Here is a 15,791-nt window from a genome sequence, read left to right as displayed (position 1 = left end):
ATGGGCCGTGGACGGTCGATGCAGACTTCAAGATGGCGAACGAAGCTCTCCATGCGTGCGTTGTCGAGGCAAGTGCCTTTGCCATGCTCGCGACTGGAGAGATTTCAAAATGAGCCTTGTAAGCGGAGAATGCCGCCGACGCTGTTCGGCTTGCTCGTGCCCTTGACGGCGGTAGGCTCGGCAGGGCCGAGGCCAGAGTTGCCGTAGTGGTCGTAATCGACCTCGGCTGTGACCGTGAAGCCGGGAACGACCATGTAGGCGACGTTTGCAGCCACACCAGAATCCTCGAGCTGATCACCCGAGACCTGAAGGTTGAACGAAGTTTTCTCGTCAAACTCGTAGGTGGCGCCCGCCCAGAAAGCCCACTGGCCGTTCCAGATTTTGTACGAGCCGCGCCCATGATTGGCAATTGCGCCGTTTGAGTCCTCGTTGAGACTGGCATTGGAACCGTAGCCGAAGAGTCCAAACAGCGACAGCTGGTTTGTGACAGCGACGTCGACGCGGATCTTGCCGGCAAAAGCTTCGTAATTGCTGTCATAAGCCGCGACGCCGGTGATCGAACCCCAGCCTTGCGTGTATTTCAAGCCGGCGACAACGTGCGGAATATAGCTGTCGATAGTACCGGCTGAGCCCGATCCTTGTTCGAGCGAAATCACAGTCGAAATGCCGTTGCCGGCGTCGAAGTGGTACTGAGCCACGTTGGTGTCGAAGCCGGCCGACGGAACGAGCATACTATCGAGAACGTTGCCAGCGTAGCTTACAAACGTATCGAAGGCCGACCCCTCCTTGCCAACTCGCAGGCCTCCCAGCTCGACCCAGGCAGAAGCCAGTGCGAGGCCGCTGTTGAAATCATAGTTCTGAGGACTGTCATGCGAGTTAGCGCTGTTGCCAAAATTCACCTGGGTTTCGGTATAGGTCGTCAACGCGCCGAGCTCGGTCTGCTGGCCGGTCCAAGTTTTGAACGTGAAGCGTGTGCTGTTTCGCCAAGTGCCTTGGTCCTCGCCAGTTCTCACGTCCGAGGTTCTTGCGCTGTCATACGATCGGACGTCACCCAGGCCGATATCGTAACGGACATAGCCGCCGATGCGCAGGCAGGTCTCGGTGTTGGGAATATAGGAATATCCCGAGCCGAGGACGTCGCAGATCTTGATGTACTCGGCCGGTTCCCGCTCGGCGCCAGCTGCTCGACCGACGGAAATGGTCATCAGAGCAGTTAAGCCGAGAAGAGGACTCTTGATGTACATGTCTAGATCTCCATGAAGGAATAAAAAGGATAGAGGCGAAAGAGCAAGCTTTTCCTCTAAATTTTGTGCGTGTTGTCTCCAATATGTGGACGCCAAAGCGCTTGACACGAGAGGTGAGCCAGCGTAAAAGCCACATGTACTTATAATAGTGTTTTCTGCTAGGAGATTCATTATCGTTTACATGTGAAACACTCCGGTCGGACCGCTGCAGCTCTCCGAATAGAGCAGCAAGCGACATGCCAACCTGAAGCGTAGATGCGGCCGACACCAAAATCGGGCCGACGCGCCTTCGTCTCGCTGGAATCACTTTTTTTGAGGGTCACTGCGAAAAGAAATGTGCGACACGGTTCGCCATGTTCGATATGTGACAGTCTCGTTTAACAGCGACGGCTTCCCGTCTGACCGCAACGGAGGCCGCGCCATCCGCTACCGAGAAGGATCACTGCGCGTACGCTCCGCAAGGGCTGCGCCAGGAACAGAGGGCGTGCACGTCCGAGGCGTCGCATGGTGGCCGCAGCACCTTTTCGCCGCTGTAAGTTCGCCGTGCAGGTACATTGCGCGGCCGGAAGCGAGAGGGAGCGCACCCTGAAACGGCTGCCTACGGCTCGCCTCGAGTAATTGGCGATGAACAGTATTCTCGAGAACTTAGTCTCGACGGAAGAGCAACGAAAGGAAGCCGCTTGGACGAGCACGATCCGAAGGAAGAACCGATCGAGACCATTTTCCGCAACGGCACAATCACTGCCGTGGGTATCCTGCTTGCCTTTTCCCTCGGCTTCCTCACTCATTGGGCCGCGAACCCCTTGCCATGGCAACTCTACGATCTGTTCGCCGTAGTGCCGATCCTGCTCGGCATCGCACTGCAGATGAGAGCGCTGTCCATGCTGCTCGACATGAGTTCCTTGCGGCGCCCCATCTACGAACGCGCCAATCGCATTTTCATGGTCGGCCTCATCCAGACCGCGTGTGGCGTCGGCATGGCCATCTTGGTCGATCTTTTCGGGATATCGGTAGGGGGCACGCTGCCCGGCGCTTGACGACAAGCCACACCGCCGCTCTTCGCTCGAAGCGACGTCAAGCCGGGGAACCTTGTGCACCCCCTAGCGGCGTCCTCCTTTCATCAAATGAGCCGACGTCAGCTTTAGAGCGTCTCGGTGGCTAAAGCCGGTATGGTTTTTCGGCCGGCAGGGAAGGCCGCTGGCTGGACCTGGATGGCGTCTGAACGAGGCTTGACAGGTCCGTTGCGTCGGACATGAATTTCGCATTGCAAAGTTCTTCCGCAGACGCCTCAAGCACACTGCACTGGCGTCACGTACTCAGACGTTGAATGCGGCACCGCACCATCACCTCAGGCGCAACCATGGCACGCGCGCTCCCCGGCGTGGTTGACCCCATCCTGTCCAAACGAGACTGCGACATAAGCGGGACGCACTGACTTAGGTCAGAGACCAGGACGAGCGCGCAACGAAAGAATGATGGATCAGCGACGTGGGATGACAGCTCCTTGCACACCTCAATCCTGACAAAGTACCGGGACCCCCGGCCGCCTTGGTATACCATCTATCCGACTGTGCCAGACTTCTCTGCGGCAGTTGGTGCTGACGATTATGAGGAATGGCTGGGGGGCCTCCCGGCCGACGAATCGGTGTCGCTCTATCTCCACATTCCGTTTTGCCGATCCATGTGCTGGTATTGCGGCTTCCCTACCGCGGTCATCCGTCGCAACGGCCCGATCCTTAATTATTTAGCGGTGCTGCGTCAGGAGATCAGTTTGGTGTCGGAGCAAGTGCGGCAAGGGCTGCCGGTGAGCGATGTGCATTTCGGCGGCGGAACGCCTCACCTTATCGGGCCAGCCGAGCACTTGGCGCTGATGGAGCCGCCACTTCGCTTTCAGCAAAACTGCTGCGATCGCCGTGGAGATCGATCCCCGAACGTTCACACCGGAAATGGCCGAAGCCCTGGCAGCTAACGGTGTCAACCGCGCGAGCATCGGCGTGCAGAGCTTTGATCAATCGGATCCAGAGTAAGGTGCAGACGGCCGCTGCAGTCCAAAATCTCCGCCGGCATGGCGTTGGCCATATCAACTTCGACCTCATCTTCGGTCTCCCGAAACAGACTGTGCAGTCCTGCATCCAGACCGCGATGGCTGCGGTCGCCATGCGCCCCAACCGGCTTGCGGTGTTCGGATACGCGCATATTCCTTCCGTGATAAAGAATCAGCGCCTAATCGAGCAGGCAGGTCTACCGACGGCGATCTTCGCGCCGAACAGGCTGCAGCTGTCGCCGAGACACTGGTTGGCGCTGGCTACCGGGAGATCGGGCTCGATCATTTCGCTCCGCCGGACGACGAACTTGCGCTAGCGCAGAAGACCGGGCGCCTACGGCGTAATTCGCTGGGATACTCGGCCGATACTTGCAAAACGTGATCGGCTTCGGCGCGTCGGCTATTGGCCGAGTCCGCGAGGGGTATGTTCAGAACGAAGTAACACGGGATTCTTACGCCCGGCACATCGCAAGTGGACGTCTGGCGACATCAAAGGGTCACCGTCTGACCGACGATGACCGGGTGCGCGCAGCGATCATCGAGCGACTGATGTGCGATTTGGAGGCCGACGTGCCGACCATCTGTGCCGCCCACGAAATCGAACCAGCTCGTTTTCTCGATTCAGTTGAGAGTTTGGTGACGCTGGCTGAGGAGGGGATCCTGGACGTCGAAAACGGCTTCATCCGCGTGCGGCCGGAGCACCGCTTTGTTGTTCGCGCCGTTGCTGCTGCATTCGATGCTTTTCTCGCGAATCGATGAGTTGAGGCCACGACGCCGAAAGGCATCAGACCTTGTTTGGCGCTCGTCGGCATGGGCTCTCGCAGAAGACTCCGCAAGCGTATGCAGGGGACTTCCACTTGACGCCGCGTTCACCATCATCTCGCCTGGGTGCGCGCGAAAGCGCACAACCCGGAGCACGCTGCTCTCGGTGTGAGGCTGTGCTCTGCAAAGCACCGGTGATCCACCCTGTCCCTGGACAGCAGCTTGATGGCGTCATCTTGGAGGACGAGAAAAGATTGTCGAGGTACGGGTACGAATTGCCTCGGTCGTCCGTTCAATCGAAAGCACTGTCTGCGGAGGCACCTCTCCTTCATGCAGTGACAGGAGATGCTGGGCGACTTCCTTATCTGCTGCGGTGAGTCGATGATTTAGGCGGAGAAAGTCCATCCAGGTGGGGGTGCGGAATGTCTCCGTCCAAAGTGACGGTGTTTGCAGATTTCGCTGGAGCGTCCAGTTTCGTGCACCGGCACGGCTCTGGACGTGTCGCCGCGTGCGCATGGAGCCCAGAAAGGCCTCGATATTTTCCTCCGATATCAAATACTCGACCTTGGCCACGATAGGGCCACTTCTGGGTTTCAGATCGAGAGCCACGTCCGGCGGATGAAAAACTGAACTTTCTTGATCGGTTTCTTCCCAGGGACGGACCGGCAACACGATCCCCGCTGCTGCAACCAGCAACAGAGCGCCTGCGGCGCCCTCCAATGCTGAGGTCAAGGAATAGTTTTGCGCGACAGAACCCCAGATCCAGCTGCCAGCAGCCATACCGCCTGCGCTCAAGGCGTAGTAAATGGAGAGCGTGCGGCCTACAACCCACCTTGGGCTTGCCAACTGCACCGACACGTCAATGCCCGTCCAGGTGATAAGCCAACCCGCTCCGCCGAGCGCCAGCGAAATGGCCGCCACAGGAACCGACGATGTAAGGGCAAGGGAGAGGCAACAGACTGCACAAGCCACAGAGGCGAAGGCCACCAGCCTGTTTTGAGACGTGACCTTCCTCAAGAAGCCGTTGCCCATGCCCGCGATGAAAGCACCCATGCCGAAGCCGGCCAATAAGATACCGTAGACAATTGGCCCACTCTTCAACTGATCCCGGACGACGAGGGGGAGCAACGCCAGAATGGAGATGCTTGCCAATCCGAAAAGAGCGGCTCGGGCGGTCGCTGCCCTGATCTCCAAAGACATCGCCGTAAAGCGCACTCCGTCATGAATTGCCGTCGTCATTCTCTCACGAGGGAGAGGCGAAGAGCGGACCTCCCATTTGGTGCGCCATATCGCGCTTATGGGCGCCAGATCACTCACCGCAGCCAAGGCGAAAGCGGCCAGCGGCCCAAAGACGGCCAGGATCACGCCCCCCAAGGCCGGACCAACGCTGCGCACAATGTTGTATCCGACGGACATAAGCGTCACTGCGGCCGGAATGTCGCGTTTGTGAAGGATATCGCCGACCGAAGCGTGCCAAGCCGGATCATTCAAGGCAAAGCCGCAGCCGGCCAGGAAACCTAACCCGAGAATCAGCCAAGGACTGACAAATCCCAGACCCACAGAAATCATCAGCGTCGTCGACGCCGATGCTATCAGGCAGTGTCCCGCAAACATCACCCACCGGCGGCTGAAGTTGTCGGCAATGGCTCCGGCGAAAACTGAGAGGAAGAACACCGGCAATGTGGATGCGGCCTGGACGAGTGCCACCATGAGGTCGGACGCTGAAATCGTTGCCATAAGCCAACTGATGGCGACCGTTTGCACTAGCCAACCGAGGCTGGAAATCTGGGTGGCCGCCCAAATTGAGCGAAACACCTTGTTTCGAAATGGGGCGAGCGTCTTTGAAACGGGCGGTTGAGGATTTTCGCTCTGCATGAGGTATTGCTGGCCTTCGATGAGCGCTGCGATTTGAGCAAGCGGGTCGATACTTAGACATCGCGGAGCACCGCACGGAACCCAGCTCTATGGAGCTTGCCGGCGACTATTTACGTATTGAGCCATTCTCATAGTCTCATTCATGAGCAGTCCTGTGCGCAAGCATTGCTTTGCTAAATTCCCACCACAAGCGCGCCGCCGCTGAGACCCGCACCCGCTGCCGCCAAGAGGACTTTCTCGCCAGGCCGAAACGGCTGCGCCCGATGGGCCAGCGACAATGAGAGCGGGATCGTCGCGGCGGAAGAGTTGCCATATTCGGCGATCGTCTTGACGATCGAGTGATCAGCGATGCCGAGGTTCCTGCCGACCGCGTCGAAAATGCGCGCATTGGCCTGATGCGGCACGAAACGATCGAGGTCTTGCGGCCTCAGTCGGGCAGCAGTGAGCGCATCTCTCGAGCAGGCGGTCATCATCTCCACGGCCTTGCTGAATACTTCACGGCCGTCAGTGATCGTCATCCGTGTCTGCGCGAGGTCGAGGTCGGCATGGAACGGAGTGTTGCTTCCCCCGGCGGGAATCTGGATTAGCCCGTAGCGCGAGCCGTCGGAATCCACCGAAGCGCCGAGAATGCCTCGATCCGGGTCATCGCAAGGACTGATCACCATGGCGCCGGCGGCATCGGCAAACAGCACGGCGCTGGCGCGCTCGGCCAAATTGATGCGGTGGCTGAGGATGTTGGCGGCGATGACAAGGCTCGCTTTGCCGTGCAGGCGGGTGAACCCGTCGGCGAACATCAGCGCATAGATGAAGCCGGCGCAGGCGCCGGTCAGGTCGATCGCTCCGGCGCGGCCTAGCCCCAGCCGATGTGCGACCAGCGGCGCGCTTGGCGGCAGAAGGTGATCGGGCGTCGACGTGGCGAGCAAGAGTAGACCGACGTCGCCGCGGTCGATACCGGCATTGGTCAGCGCCATGTCGCCGGCAGAGGCGGCAAGGCCCGACAGCGTGTCTTCGTCTGTTGCCCAGAAGCGCGAGCGAATTCCGGTGCGCCGCTCGATCCAGCCGGGCTCAAGCCCGAGCCGGTCTTCGATTTCCGGGTTCTCGACCTTGCGCGCCGGCGCATGATGGCCGAAGCCGAGAACGCGCGACGATAGGTTCATGGCCGCGAGCCGAAGCGTTCGCCGGCCTCCTCTATCGCGTCATAGAGCCCGCCCAATTCGTCGCTGGTGATGCAATAGGGCGGTAGAAGATAGAGGACATTGCCGAGCGGGCGCACAAGTAGCCCCCGCTCAAGGAAAAAAGCGCGCAGTTTTGGCCCGATCTCGGCCAGATAACCGGCTGAGCCGGTGCGTAGGTCGAGTGCCGCGATGGTGCCGGTTGTCCGGCAGTCGGTGAAATATGGATTGACCCGGAAGCGTTGCAGCCCGGCGGCCTGCCTCGCGCTCAAGACCGCGATCCGCTCGGCCACCGGCTCGTCACGCCAGATCTCGACATTGGCAAGTGCTGCCGCGCAGGCGATCGGATTGGCGGTGTAGGAGCTCGAATGGAAAAACGTCTTCTTGCGATCCTCCGAAAAGTGAGCGTGGAAGATGGCATCGGTGGCGATCGTGGCGGCCAGCGGGATGGTACCACCGGTCAGACCTTTCGAGGTGCACAAGATGTCGGGCGAGACGGACGCCTGTTCGCAGGCAAACATGGTTCCGGTGCGCCCCCAGCCGGTCATCACTTCATCGGCGATCAGCAGCGTGCCGGAGGCTTCGGCGATCCTCTTCAATTCGGCAAGAACCCAGGCCGGATACATCAGCATGCCGCCGGCGCCAAGCACCAGCGGCTCGACGATCAGCGCGGCTGCGCGCCGGTCGCGGCTAACGGCCTCGAACCGATCCAGCGTTTCCTGCTCGCGCCCGGCGGCCGGGAAGGGGATGGCGTCGACCTCGAACAGCAAAGGATCATAGGCGGCGTTGAAGACGCCGCGGGCGCCGACGCTCATCGCCCCGATCGTGTCGCCATGATAGCTGTGCTCCATGACGGCGATGCGCGAACGCGGCGCGCCGATGTTGCGGAAATAGCCGAGCGCCATCTTCAGCGCGACTTCGACTGAGGTGGAGCCACTGTCGGAATAGAACACCCGGTCGAGGCCGGCGGGTGCGATGCCGATAAGCGCCTCGGCCAGCCGTTCGGCCGGCTCGTGGGTGAAGCCCGCGAAGATGATCTGGTCGAGGCTCGACGCGGTCGTCTCGATGGCCTTCATGATGCGGGGGTGGCGATGGCCATGGGTGACGACCCACCAGGAAGAAATCGCATCGAGGATGCGGAAGCCGTCGGCCTCGTGGAGATAGGCGCCTTCAGTCAGCACGATTTCAGGGACCGAGGGCTCTAGCGCGTGCTGCGTGAACGGATGCCAGACTCGAGACTCCGCCATCAGTCGCCTCCGGCAATCATGGCCAGGTCGAAGCCGGAAATCATTGCATCTCTCAACGTTTCACCCGTCAGCGGACCGAGGTGCGGCAGCCTGCCCAGCTGCGGCACGCCGCCGAATTCCACGATTGTCCTTTGTGTATCGGCCACCTCTTCGCCAATGAAGGCAATGCCGATGAGCGGGATGGAGCGGGCTCTCAGGGCCTCGATCGACAACAGCGTATGATTGATGGTGCCAAGCGCGGTGCGGGCGCACAGTATGACCGGCAGCCGCCATTGTTCGAATATGTCAATGAACCTTGTCTGTCGATTGAGCGGCACCATCAGCCCGCCGGCGCCTTCGATGACGAGCGGTGTCGGCAGGACCGGAAATGAAAGATCGTCGGCCTCGATCGCGACGCCGTCGATTTCGGCTGATCGATGCGGCGACAGCGGCATCGTCAGTCGATAGACTTCGGGCAGCACGCGTCCGTCGGGCAAGCCGGAAAGCCGGGCGACGACCTCGCTGTCGGTCTCCTCGTTGAGGCCCGATTGCACCGGCTTCCAGTAGAAGCCGTCGAGCAGCCCGGCAAGTCCGGCCGAAAACACTGTCTTGCCAATTCCAGTGTCTGTTCCGGTGACGACGATGCGTTTGGTCATGCTGTGGCCAACACTCCGACGAGAGCCTCGACCATGGCGGAAATGTCGGCTTCGTCGACGTTGAGAGTCAGCGAAATGCGCAGGCGCGACGTACCCTCAGGCACTGTCGGCGGGCGAATGCCGCGTATGTCGAAGCCGCGTGCCTGCAGTCCTGCCGCCACCGCCATGGTGCGGCTGTTATCGCCGATCACAAGCGGCTGGATCTGCGAACCGCTGGGCATCACGCCGCAGCGTTCGGCCAATTGCCGGCTCGCGAAAGCGACACGCTCGTGCAACTGAGCACGACGCATAGGCTCGTCAGACAGAATAGTCAGCGCCTCACGTGCCGCGACTGCCATCAGCGGCGATGGTGCGGTCGCATAGATGAATGGCCGGCACCGGTTGATAAGATAGTCGCACAGTGTTCGCGGTCCGGTAACGAGCGCGCCGGATGCGCCAAGCGCCTTGCCGCATGTGTGGAGCGTGACGATGTTGTCGCGGCCTTCATACGCGGCGGCCAGTCCCCGGCCGTCCGGTCCCCAGACGCCGGTGGCATGCGCTTCATCGACGACGATGAATGCCTGGTACCGATCAGCCAGCGCGACCAGGCTCTCCATCGGCGCACGGTCGCCATCCATGCTGTAAAGGCTTTCGAAGGCGATCCACACCCGCCCCATGCCGCCTTCGGCGCGCCAGCGGGTGATTGCGTCCTCGACAGCGTCGACGTCGTTGTGCGCGGCCAGCTTGAACTCAGCGCGCCCGGCCTGGGCACCCTCATGCATGCTGGCATGAGCGAGCTCGTCGAGGACCAGCAGGTCGCCTTTCTGCGGCAGGGCCGTCAGCAGAGCGAAGTTGGCGATATAGCCGCTGCCGAAGAACAGTGCACGCTCGGCTCCGAAAAATGCCGCTGCGTCCGCCTCCAGTTGCTCATGTTCCGGTGCATTGCCGCGCAACAGCCGCGATCCGGTGGCGCCCACTGGCGTGCCCCGCGCAATCGCCGTCGAAACCGCATCGCCCAGTCTTTTGGAGGCGGCAAGTCCGATATAGTCGTTCGACGAGAAGTCGAGCCCGGCGCGCGGTGCGAGCGTCCGCAACCGGTCCTTGCGCCCCAGTCCCCGCAAGGTTGCGTCATAGCGGGCAAGAATTGCCTCCTTCATTGCGTGGCGAGTTCCATAGGCTCAATGCCGAGGCGCCGGAACAGAAGGGTATCCTTGTCCTCGCCGGGATTTCCCGCCGTCAGCAGCGTGTCGCCGACAAAGATCGAATTGGCCCCGGCAAAGAAGCACAGCGCCTGCGTTTCGTCGCTCATCGCCGTCCTGCCGGCGGACAGCCTTACATAGGATTTCGGCATCATCACCCGCGCGAGCGCAACGATGCGGACGAAATCGATCGGATCGATGGCGTCGGCCGCGGCAAGCGGCGTGCCTTCGATGGGAATAAGCATGTTGATCGGCACGCTTTCCGGCGGCTCGGGCAGGTTCGCGAGCGTGACCAGCATGTCGATGCGATCGGTCTTTTCTTCTCCCATCCCGACAATGCCGCCGCAGCAGACTTTCATCCCAACCGCGCGCACGTGCCCAAGCGTTTCCAGCCGGTCGGCAAAAGTCCTGGTTGAAATAACCTCGCCATAGTAGCGCTCAGAGGTATCGATGTTGTGGTTATAGTAGTCGAGACCGGCCTGCTTCAGGCGAGCAGCTTGCTCAAGATCGAGCATGCCGAGCGTCATGCAGGTCTCCATGCCGAGGGCCTTGACGCCCTCAATCATGGCGACCACAACCTCCATGTCGCGCTCCTTGGGACTTCGCCACGCCGCGCCCATGCAATAGCGCGTTGCGCCGCCATCACGCGCCATGGCCGCTTCGTCGATGACATGCTTGACGTCCACCAGCTTCGACGCCTTCACACCGGTTTCGTAATGCGCAGACTGGCTGCAATAGCCGCAATCTTCGGGGCACCCGCCGGTCTTGATGCTAAGGAGCCGCGACAGCTGCACTCGGTTTCGATCGAAGTTCTGGCGGTGGATCGTCTGAGCTAGGAACAGCAGATCGTTGAATGGCATGCCGTAGATGGCCTCGGCCTCTTTGCGGTTCCATCGCGGAGGCGTTCCATCGACCGATTGCATGGTCTGGTTCACGTCGAACTCCGAGTTCATTCCAATCGTCATCGTCAAACCTTTGTTTGCTAGTCCGGTACGCCTTCTTGGCTTTGGGGCGCACTCGCTAAAGGCGAGCTGCGGCACGTCTTTCCAGCACCTCCTACGCCTGCCGAGCTGATGTTGCTCCTCACGCCGTAATCCTCAGTTCAAGTGCTTGCAGATGTTCTGGTGGTCCGGCATGTCCAGGCCGATGTCGAGGATCGGGGCGCTGTGCGTCAGCCAACCCATGGAGATGAGATCGACACCGGTCGCCGCAATCGCCGCCGCCGTTTTCGGCATCACCCGACCGGACGCCTCGGTGATCGTACGGCCATCCACTATAGAAACCGCGCGGGCAAGATCCTCGACCGACATATTGTCGAGCAGCACCGCGTCAACACCAATCGCGAGCGCTGCATCGAGCTGCTTCAGCGTGTCGACCTCGACCTCGACCTTCACCATATGCCCTGCTGCGGCGCGCGCCCGCTCTATTGCTGTGCGGATATCGCCGGCGATCGCGATGTGGTTGTCCTTTATGAGCACGCCGTCATCGAGGCCGAACCGGTGATTGGCACCGCCGCCGACGCGCACGGCGTATTTCTCCAATGCCCGCAGCCCGGGCGTCGTCTTTCGCGTCGATACAATCCTCGCCTTGTGACCGCGCACGGCCTCAACCATGGCCGCTGTGGCAGTGGCAATGCCGCTCAGCCGGCATAAGAAATTGAGGGCCGTGCGTTCGGCCGTGAGCAGGCCTCGTGCGGGTCCGGACAATCTTGCAATGGTTTCCCCGGCCCCAACCTCGCTGCCATCAGGGCGCCAGATCTGGATGTTGATCGCCGGTTCCACGAGAAGGAAGGCATACGAGACCAGATCGAGCCCGGCAACGACGCCCGCCTGCCTCGCTTTGAGCACCAACGTGGCAGTGCAATCATACGGGATAACCGCATCGGTGGTCAGGTCGCCGGATCTGCCCAGGTCTTCGAGGAGCGCAACGCGCACAATCGGTTCGATCAGGGTCGCGGGGAGGGGGGAGAATGAAGTCATATCAAGTGCTCCGTATGGTAGCCCGGCAATCGAGTGCGGCCGCGGCCCGCATTGCGCTGTGCAGTGTCAGCCGTGATGGGCGCACGTTGGCATCGTGGAGCGGGAAATCGGACCGACAGTGCGCGCCTCGACTCTCTTCCCGCCTCAGGGCCGCCGCGGCGATCATCAGTGAGACCAAAGCCGGACCAGAGGCAGCGACACTATTGGCTGCGATCGGCAGCAGGGTCGCCACCGCTTCGCGCATTGCCTCGCCGTCGCGGATGATACCCAGGGCGGCGGAGACAATCGGGCGGACCACGGAAGCGTCTGGTCGTGGAGGGACGAATGTGGAGCATCTGCGCGGTCGCCGGGTATACGACGTGCCGGCAACGCTTTCGGCAACCCAGCTCGCGGTGACCGCCGCTTCGGTGAGCGAGTTGCTGGCCAGGCGGTTGGCGCCGTGCAGGCCGGTACAGGCCACCTCACCGCAGGCCCACAATCCCTCGATGGAGCTGCGGCCGGCGCTGTCTACGGCGACGCCGCCCATGTGATAATGTGCCGCCGGGCGCACCGGGATCAGGTCGGTCGCGGGGTCGATTCCTGCGCTCCGGCACAATTCGGCGATGCCTGGAAAACGCTTGCCAAATCTCGGGCCGAGACTTTGCCGTGCGTCCAGGAATACGCGGCGTCCAACGGCAAGCTGGTGCCAAATGGCGCGCGCTACGACGTCGCGAGGCGCAAGTTCACCGCCAGGTGTGTCGGCGAGGAAGCGCTCTCCTCGCTCATCGATGAGCACCGCGCCTTCGCCACGCACGGCTTCGCTCACCAGCGGCATCGGCCGGCGCGGACCGTCGAGCGCAGTTGGATGGAACTGTATGAATTCCAAGTCGGCGAGTTCCGCCCCCGCCCATGCGGCGAGCGCCAGCCCGTGACCCCATGAGCCAGCGGGGTTTGTCGTGTCGCAAAACAGCCCGCCGACGCCGCCGGTCGCCAGCACCGCGCGACGCGTGGGCAGAGCGAGCGCGCCGGCTCGTCCTGCTGCGACCACGGCGATGACCGACCCGTCCTGCACGACCAGCCGGCGGACCTCCACATTTTCGATAATGGTGATCGAGGCTGTACGCCGAACCGCGGCGACGAGCGCGCGCACCAACTCGCGACCGGTGGCGTCGCCGGCTGCATGCACAATTCGCCGTCGCGAGTGTGCCGCCTCGAGCCCAAGTCGCAACGCGCGGTCAGGGTGCTGGTCGAAGTCGACGCCGAACCTTTGGATCGTCCTAATCGCTTCGGGTGCAGCTCGTACCACTCGCCGCACCGTGGCCTCATCGCAGAGTCCGTCGCCGGCAGCTATCGTGTCGCAAAGGTGAAAATCTGGGCCGTCGTCGCCCCCGAGACTTGCCGCAAGACCGCCCTGGGCAAGTTCACTGCAGGCTCCGGTTCCAAGCGGCGCGTTCGTCAAAAGCACGACCGGTTCCGGCGCCAGATGAAGCGCCGTCATCAGGCCGGCAATGCCGCCGCCGATGACGACCGGCGCCCCGGCGATGTCGCGAACCTCCAGACTCATAGGGAAAGCATGCGCTCGACCGCGCGGCGGGCGGGGCCGGCAATTTCGGGATCAATCCGGACCTCATGCCGGTTCTGCTCGAGTGCGGCGCGAATGTTGGCCAGGTTGATGCGCTTCATGTGCGGGCACAGATTGCATGGGCGAACGAACTCGACGTCGGGATGCGCGACCGCGACGTTGTCGCTCATCGAACATTCGGTCAGAAGGACGACACGCGTCGGTTTCTCACGCTCGACATAATCCGACATCGCCGCGGTCGAGCCGGAGAACTCCGCCTCCGCGACAACGTCTGGTGGGCATTCTGGATGGGCCAGCACGATGACGCCTGGATGGGCATCGCGCAGTTCCCGGATGTCTGCTGCGGTGAAGCGCTCATGCACCTCGCAATGGCCTTTCCAGGCGATGATCTCGACGTCTGTATCGGCTGCCACGTTCCTCGCCAGATATTCGTCCGGGAGCATCAGCACACGCGCCACGCCAAGCGATTCCACCACCGCCTTGGCGTTGCCGGACGTGCAGCAGATGTCGGACTCCGCTTTTACGGCGGCGGAAGTGTTGACGTAAGTAACAACGGGGACCCCCGGATACCGCAGCCGCATTAGCCGCACGTCGTTTGCCGTGATCGATTCGGCCAGCGAGCAGCCGGCGCGGAGATCCGGGATGAGCACGGTCTTGTTCGGATTGAGCAGTTTTGCCGTCTCGGCCATGAAATGAACGCCGGCAACCACGATGATGTCGGCGTCGACCGTCACCGCCTTGTGGGCCAACGCCAGGCTGTCGCCGACGATGTCTGCCACGCAATGAAAAATTTCGGGCGTCTGGTAATTGTGCGCCAGCACCACCGCATTGCGCTCACGCTTCAGCGCTAAGATGGCTTCAATATCGCCGGCGAACGCGAGCCATTCAACGGGTGGGATCACCCGCCGGACACGCTCATACAGGGACGCAGCCATAGGTAACGCCCCAGTCATTGGCGCCTCGATTATATTCGGTTTGACAATAAGGGAATATATCTACCTTGACTATAAGTATGTCAAGCCCGCGCCAGCGGTAATTTTGTCCCGGCGATAGCCCTGTCGTCGAGGACGGCATGCCGGAAGCGATAAAGCTTCGCCGGTCGGCCGCCCGTGTCGAGGGAGGTCTCCCCGGTCTCCTCAACAAGTTCCTGCTGCTCGACCAATCTCCGGAAGTTCGGCTTGTTGATCAGCCTGCCAGCCAAAGCTTCCACGGTTCGCTGCAGTTGCAGCAGCGTGAAGGAAGGCCGCATAAGCTCGAACACGACCGGCCGGTATTTGATCTTCGAACGCAGCCGCGCGATCCCGGTTGCCAGAATACGACGGTGGTCAGCGACCATTGGTTTGCCAGCCGCGGCCGCAATCGCGTCCCTGCCGCCACCGGCCTCCTCAATCAGACCAGCTTCATAGAGCAACTCGTAGCGTTGGAGCGTGAGTTCCTCGTTCCAATGGCGGTCGTCGAAGCCGAAGGCTATCGCAGCGCGCTGCCGGCGCTCGCGTTGAGTGGTCGGCTCGCTGGCGCCGCCGGCCCACTCAATCAGGCGGGGCCGCAATCTATCGAGCAGCACAGGCGGCGTGCCGAAGCGGTGGTCCTCCCAGGGAAAATATTCGTACCAACTTTGCCAGCCGCACGCGGCCGAGTTCGTTGCCTGTTCCTTCCTGGTCAATGCGAGATAGCTGATTGAGATGACGCGCTGGTGGCGCTCAGTGCCGATGCGATCGCGATCGGCGAAGGTGTAGAGTTGCTCGATGTATCCAAGTGCATGGCCGGTCTGCTGCTCCACCCACCCCCTCAAACCCGACTGCAGTGATCGATGCTCAAGGGCAAAAGGTCCAGAAGGGAGGGTGTCCGCATGACCGACTGTGAGGACACAGGGCTCACTGTCGTTTACGGCGACCACGACGGCAGTCAGGTCCACTTTGGCTTCGTCAGCTTTGACGGCGGCTTTGCCTTTCTTGGTTCTTCTTGTCTGAGGATCCATGTTTGCGAAAGCGGGTTGGCCCAACGGAGCGCCTTAATCGATTGAATGTAACCTTGGAAGCCAGCACGTCAACACCAGAGTACTCAAGCGCTGTTTTTAGCTCTTCGCAGTCGCAC

12 protein-coding genes and 1 pseudogene are annotated in these 15,791 nt (G+C 61.4%); 2 read left to right on the top strand and 11 right to left on the bottom strand.

What is annotated here, in order from left to right; genetic code table 11:
• Nucleotides 1–104: 104 nt before the first annotated feature.
• Complete coding sequence (locus tag EN850_RS31200; RefSeq protein ID WP_127309477.1) at nucleotides 105–1,244, bottom strand: porin; 1,140 nt, start codon at nucleotides 1,242–1,244, stop codon at nucleotides 105–107.
• 680 nt (nucleotides 1,245–1,924) lie between these two features.
• Here EN850_RS31200 and EN850_RS31195 point away from each other — a divergent pair.
• Both EN850_RS31195 and hemN read left to right on the top strand, forming a co-directional pair.
• Complete coding sequence (locus tag EN850_RS31195; RefSeq protein ID WP_024505577.1) at nucleotides 1,925–2,281, top strand: hypothetical protein; 357 nt, start codon at nucleotides 1,925–1,927, stop codon at nucleotides 2,279–2,281.
• 467 nt (nucleotides 2,282–2,748) lie between these two features.
• Nucleotides 2,749–4,047, top strand: a pseudogene (hemN, locus tag EN850_RS31190) (oxygen-independent coproporphyrinogen III oxidase).
• Between the two features lie 234 nt (nucleotides 4,048–4,281).
• Here the strand turns inward: hemN and EN850_RS31185 are convergent.
• The 10 genes from EN850_RS31185 to EN850_RS31140 form a co-directional block, all read right to left on the bottom strand.
• The gene (locus EN850_RS31185; RefSeq protein WP_024505576.1) at nucleotides 4,282–5,925 is read right to left on the bottom strand and encodes an MFS transporter; all 1,644 of its coding nucleotides are present in this window, start codon (nucleotides 5,923–5,925) and stop codon (nucleotides 4,282–4,284) included.
• A gap of 173 nt (nucleotides 5,926–6,098) precedes the next feature.
• Nucleotides 6,099–7,082, bottom strand: coding sequence for a beta-ketoacyl-ACP synthase III (locus EN850_RS31180; protein WP_126063924.1), 984 nt, complete (start codon nucleotides 7,080–7,082; stop codon nucleotides 6,099–6,101).
• Complete coding sequence (locus tag EN850_RS31175; protein WP_127309478.1) at nucleotides 7,079–8,344, bottom strand: adenosylmethionine--8-amino-7-oxononanoate transaminase; 1,266 nt, start codon at nucleotides 8,342–8,344, stop codon at nucleotides 7,079–7,081. The genes EN850_RS31180 and EN850_RS31175 overlap by 4 nt, the downstream gene beginning before the upstream one ends.
• Entirely contained in the window at nucleotides 8,344–8,979 is a 636-nt protein-coding gene (bioD, locus tag EN850_RS31170; protein ID WP_063169254.1) for a dethiobiotin synthase, read from the bottom strand. Before bioD ends, EN850_RS31175 begins: the two co-directional genes overlap by 1 nt.
• Nucleotides 8,976–10,115 (bottom strand): 8-amino-7-oxononanoate synthase, encoded by a 1,140-nt coding sequence (locus EN850_RS31165; protein WP_024505572.1) that lies wholly within the window; start codon nucleotides 10,113–10,115, stop codon nucleotides 8,976–8,978. The genes bioD and EN850_RS31165 overlap by 4 nt, the downstream gene beginning before the upstream one ends.
• On the bottom strand, nucleotides 10,112–11,080 hold the full coding sequence (bioB, locus tag EN850_RS31160) for a biotin synthase BioB (protein ID WP_245454882.1): 969 nt from the start codon (nucleotides 11,078–11,080) through the stop codon (nucleotides 10,112–10,114). The genes EN850_RS31165 and bioB overlap by 4 nt, the downstream gene beginning before the upstream one ends.
• Nucleotides 11,081–11,254: 174 nt before the next feature.
• On the bottom strand, nucleotides 11,255–12,136 hold the full coding sequence (gene nadC / locus EN850_RS31155) for a carboxylating nicotinate-nucleotide diphosphorylase (RefSeq protein WP_024505570.1): 882 nt from the start codon (nucleotides 12,134–12,136) through the stop codon (nucleotides 11,255–11,257).
• Between the two features lies 1 nt (nucleotide 12,137).
• Nucleotides 12,138–13,679 (bottom strand): L-aspartate oxidase, encoded by a 1,542-nt coding sequence (locus tag EN850_RS31150; protein WP_024505569.1) that lies wholly within the window; start codon nucleotides 13,677–13,679, stop codon nucleotides 12,138–12,140.
• Complete coding sequence (nadA, locus tag EN850_RS31145) at nucleotides 13,676–14,650, bottom strand: quinolinate synthase NadA (RefSeq protein WP_126063925.1); 975 nt, start codon at nucleotides 14,648–14,650, stop codon at nucleotides 13,676–13,678. The genes EN850_RS31150 and nadA overlap by 4 nt, the downstream gene beginning before the upstream one ends.
• 62 nt (nucleotides 14,651–14,712) lie before the next feature.
• Nucleotides 14,713–15,675: a hypothetical protein gene (locus EN850_RS31140; RefSeq protein ID WP_126063926.1), complete on the bottom strand. Its 963-nt coding sequence runs from the start codon at nucleotides 15,673–15,675 to the stop codon at nucleotides 14,713–14,715.
• Between the last annotated feature and the right edge of the window lie 116 nt (nucleotides 15,676–15,791).

It is taken from the genome of Mesorhizobium sp. M8A.F.Ca.ET.207.01.1.1, from assembly GCF_004794715.1.
Lineage (GTDB): Bacteria > Pseudomonadota > Alphaproteobacteria > Rhizobiales > Rhizobiaceae > Mesorhizobium.
The sequence above is the reverse complement of the archived record's forward strand: the minus strand, read 5'-3'. Positions and strand labels throughout refer to the sequence as shown.

Excerpts from the sequence above, each read along its gene's own strand:
- EN850_RS31200 (WP_127309477.1), bottom strand. The coding sequence starts at position 1,244 with ATGTACATCAAGAGTCCTCTTCTCGGCTTAACTGCTCTGATGACCATT.
- EN850_RS31185 (WP_024505576.1), bottom strand. The coding sequence starts at position 5,925 with ATGCAGAGCGAAAATCCTCAACCGCCCGTTTCAAAGACGCTCGCCCCA.
- EN850_RS31180 (WP_126063924.1), bottom strand. The coding sequence starts at position 7,082 with ATGAACCTATCGTCGCGCGTTCTCGGCTTCGGCCATCATGCGCCGGCG.
- EN850_RS31175 (WP_127309478.1), bottom strand. The coding sequence starts at position 8,344 with ATGGCGGAGTCTCGAGTCTGGCATCCGTTCACGCAGCACGCGCTAGAG.
- bioD (WP_063169254.1), bottom strand. The coding sequence starts at position 8,979 with ATGACCAAACGCATCGTCGTCACCGGAACAGACACTGGAATTGGCAAG.
- EN850_RS31165 (WP_024505572.1), bottom strand. The coding sequence starts at position 10,115 with ATGAAGGAGGCAATTCTTGCCCGCTATGACGCAACCTTGCGGGGACTG.
- bioB (WP_245454882.1), bottom strand. The coding sequence starts at position 11,080 with ATGCAATCGGTCGATGGAACGCCTCCGCGATGGAACCGCAAAGAGGCC.
- nadC (WP_024505570.1), bottom strand. The coding sequence starts at position 12,136 with ATGACTTCATTCTCCCCCCTCCCCGCGACCCTGATCGAACCGATTGTG.
- EN850_RS31150 (WP_024505569.1), bottom strand. The coding sequence starts at position 13,679 with ATGAGTCTGGAGGTTCGCGACATCGCCGGGGCGCCGGTCGTCATCGGC.
- nadA (WP_126063925.1), bottom strand. The coding sequence starts at position 14,650 with ATGACTGGGGCGTTACCTATGGCTGCGTCCCTGTATGAGCGTGTCCGG.
- EN850_RS31140 (WP_126063926.1), bottom strand. The coding sequence starts at position 15,675 with ATGGATCCTCAGACAAGAAGAACCAAGAAAGGCAAAGCCGCCGTCAAA.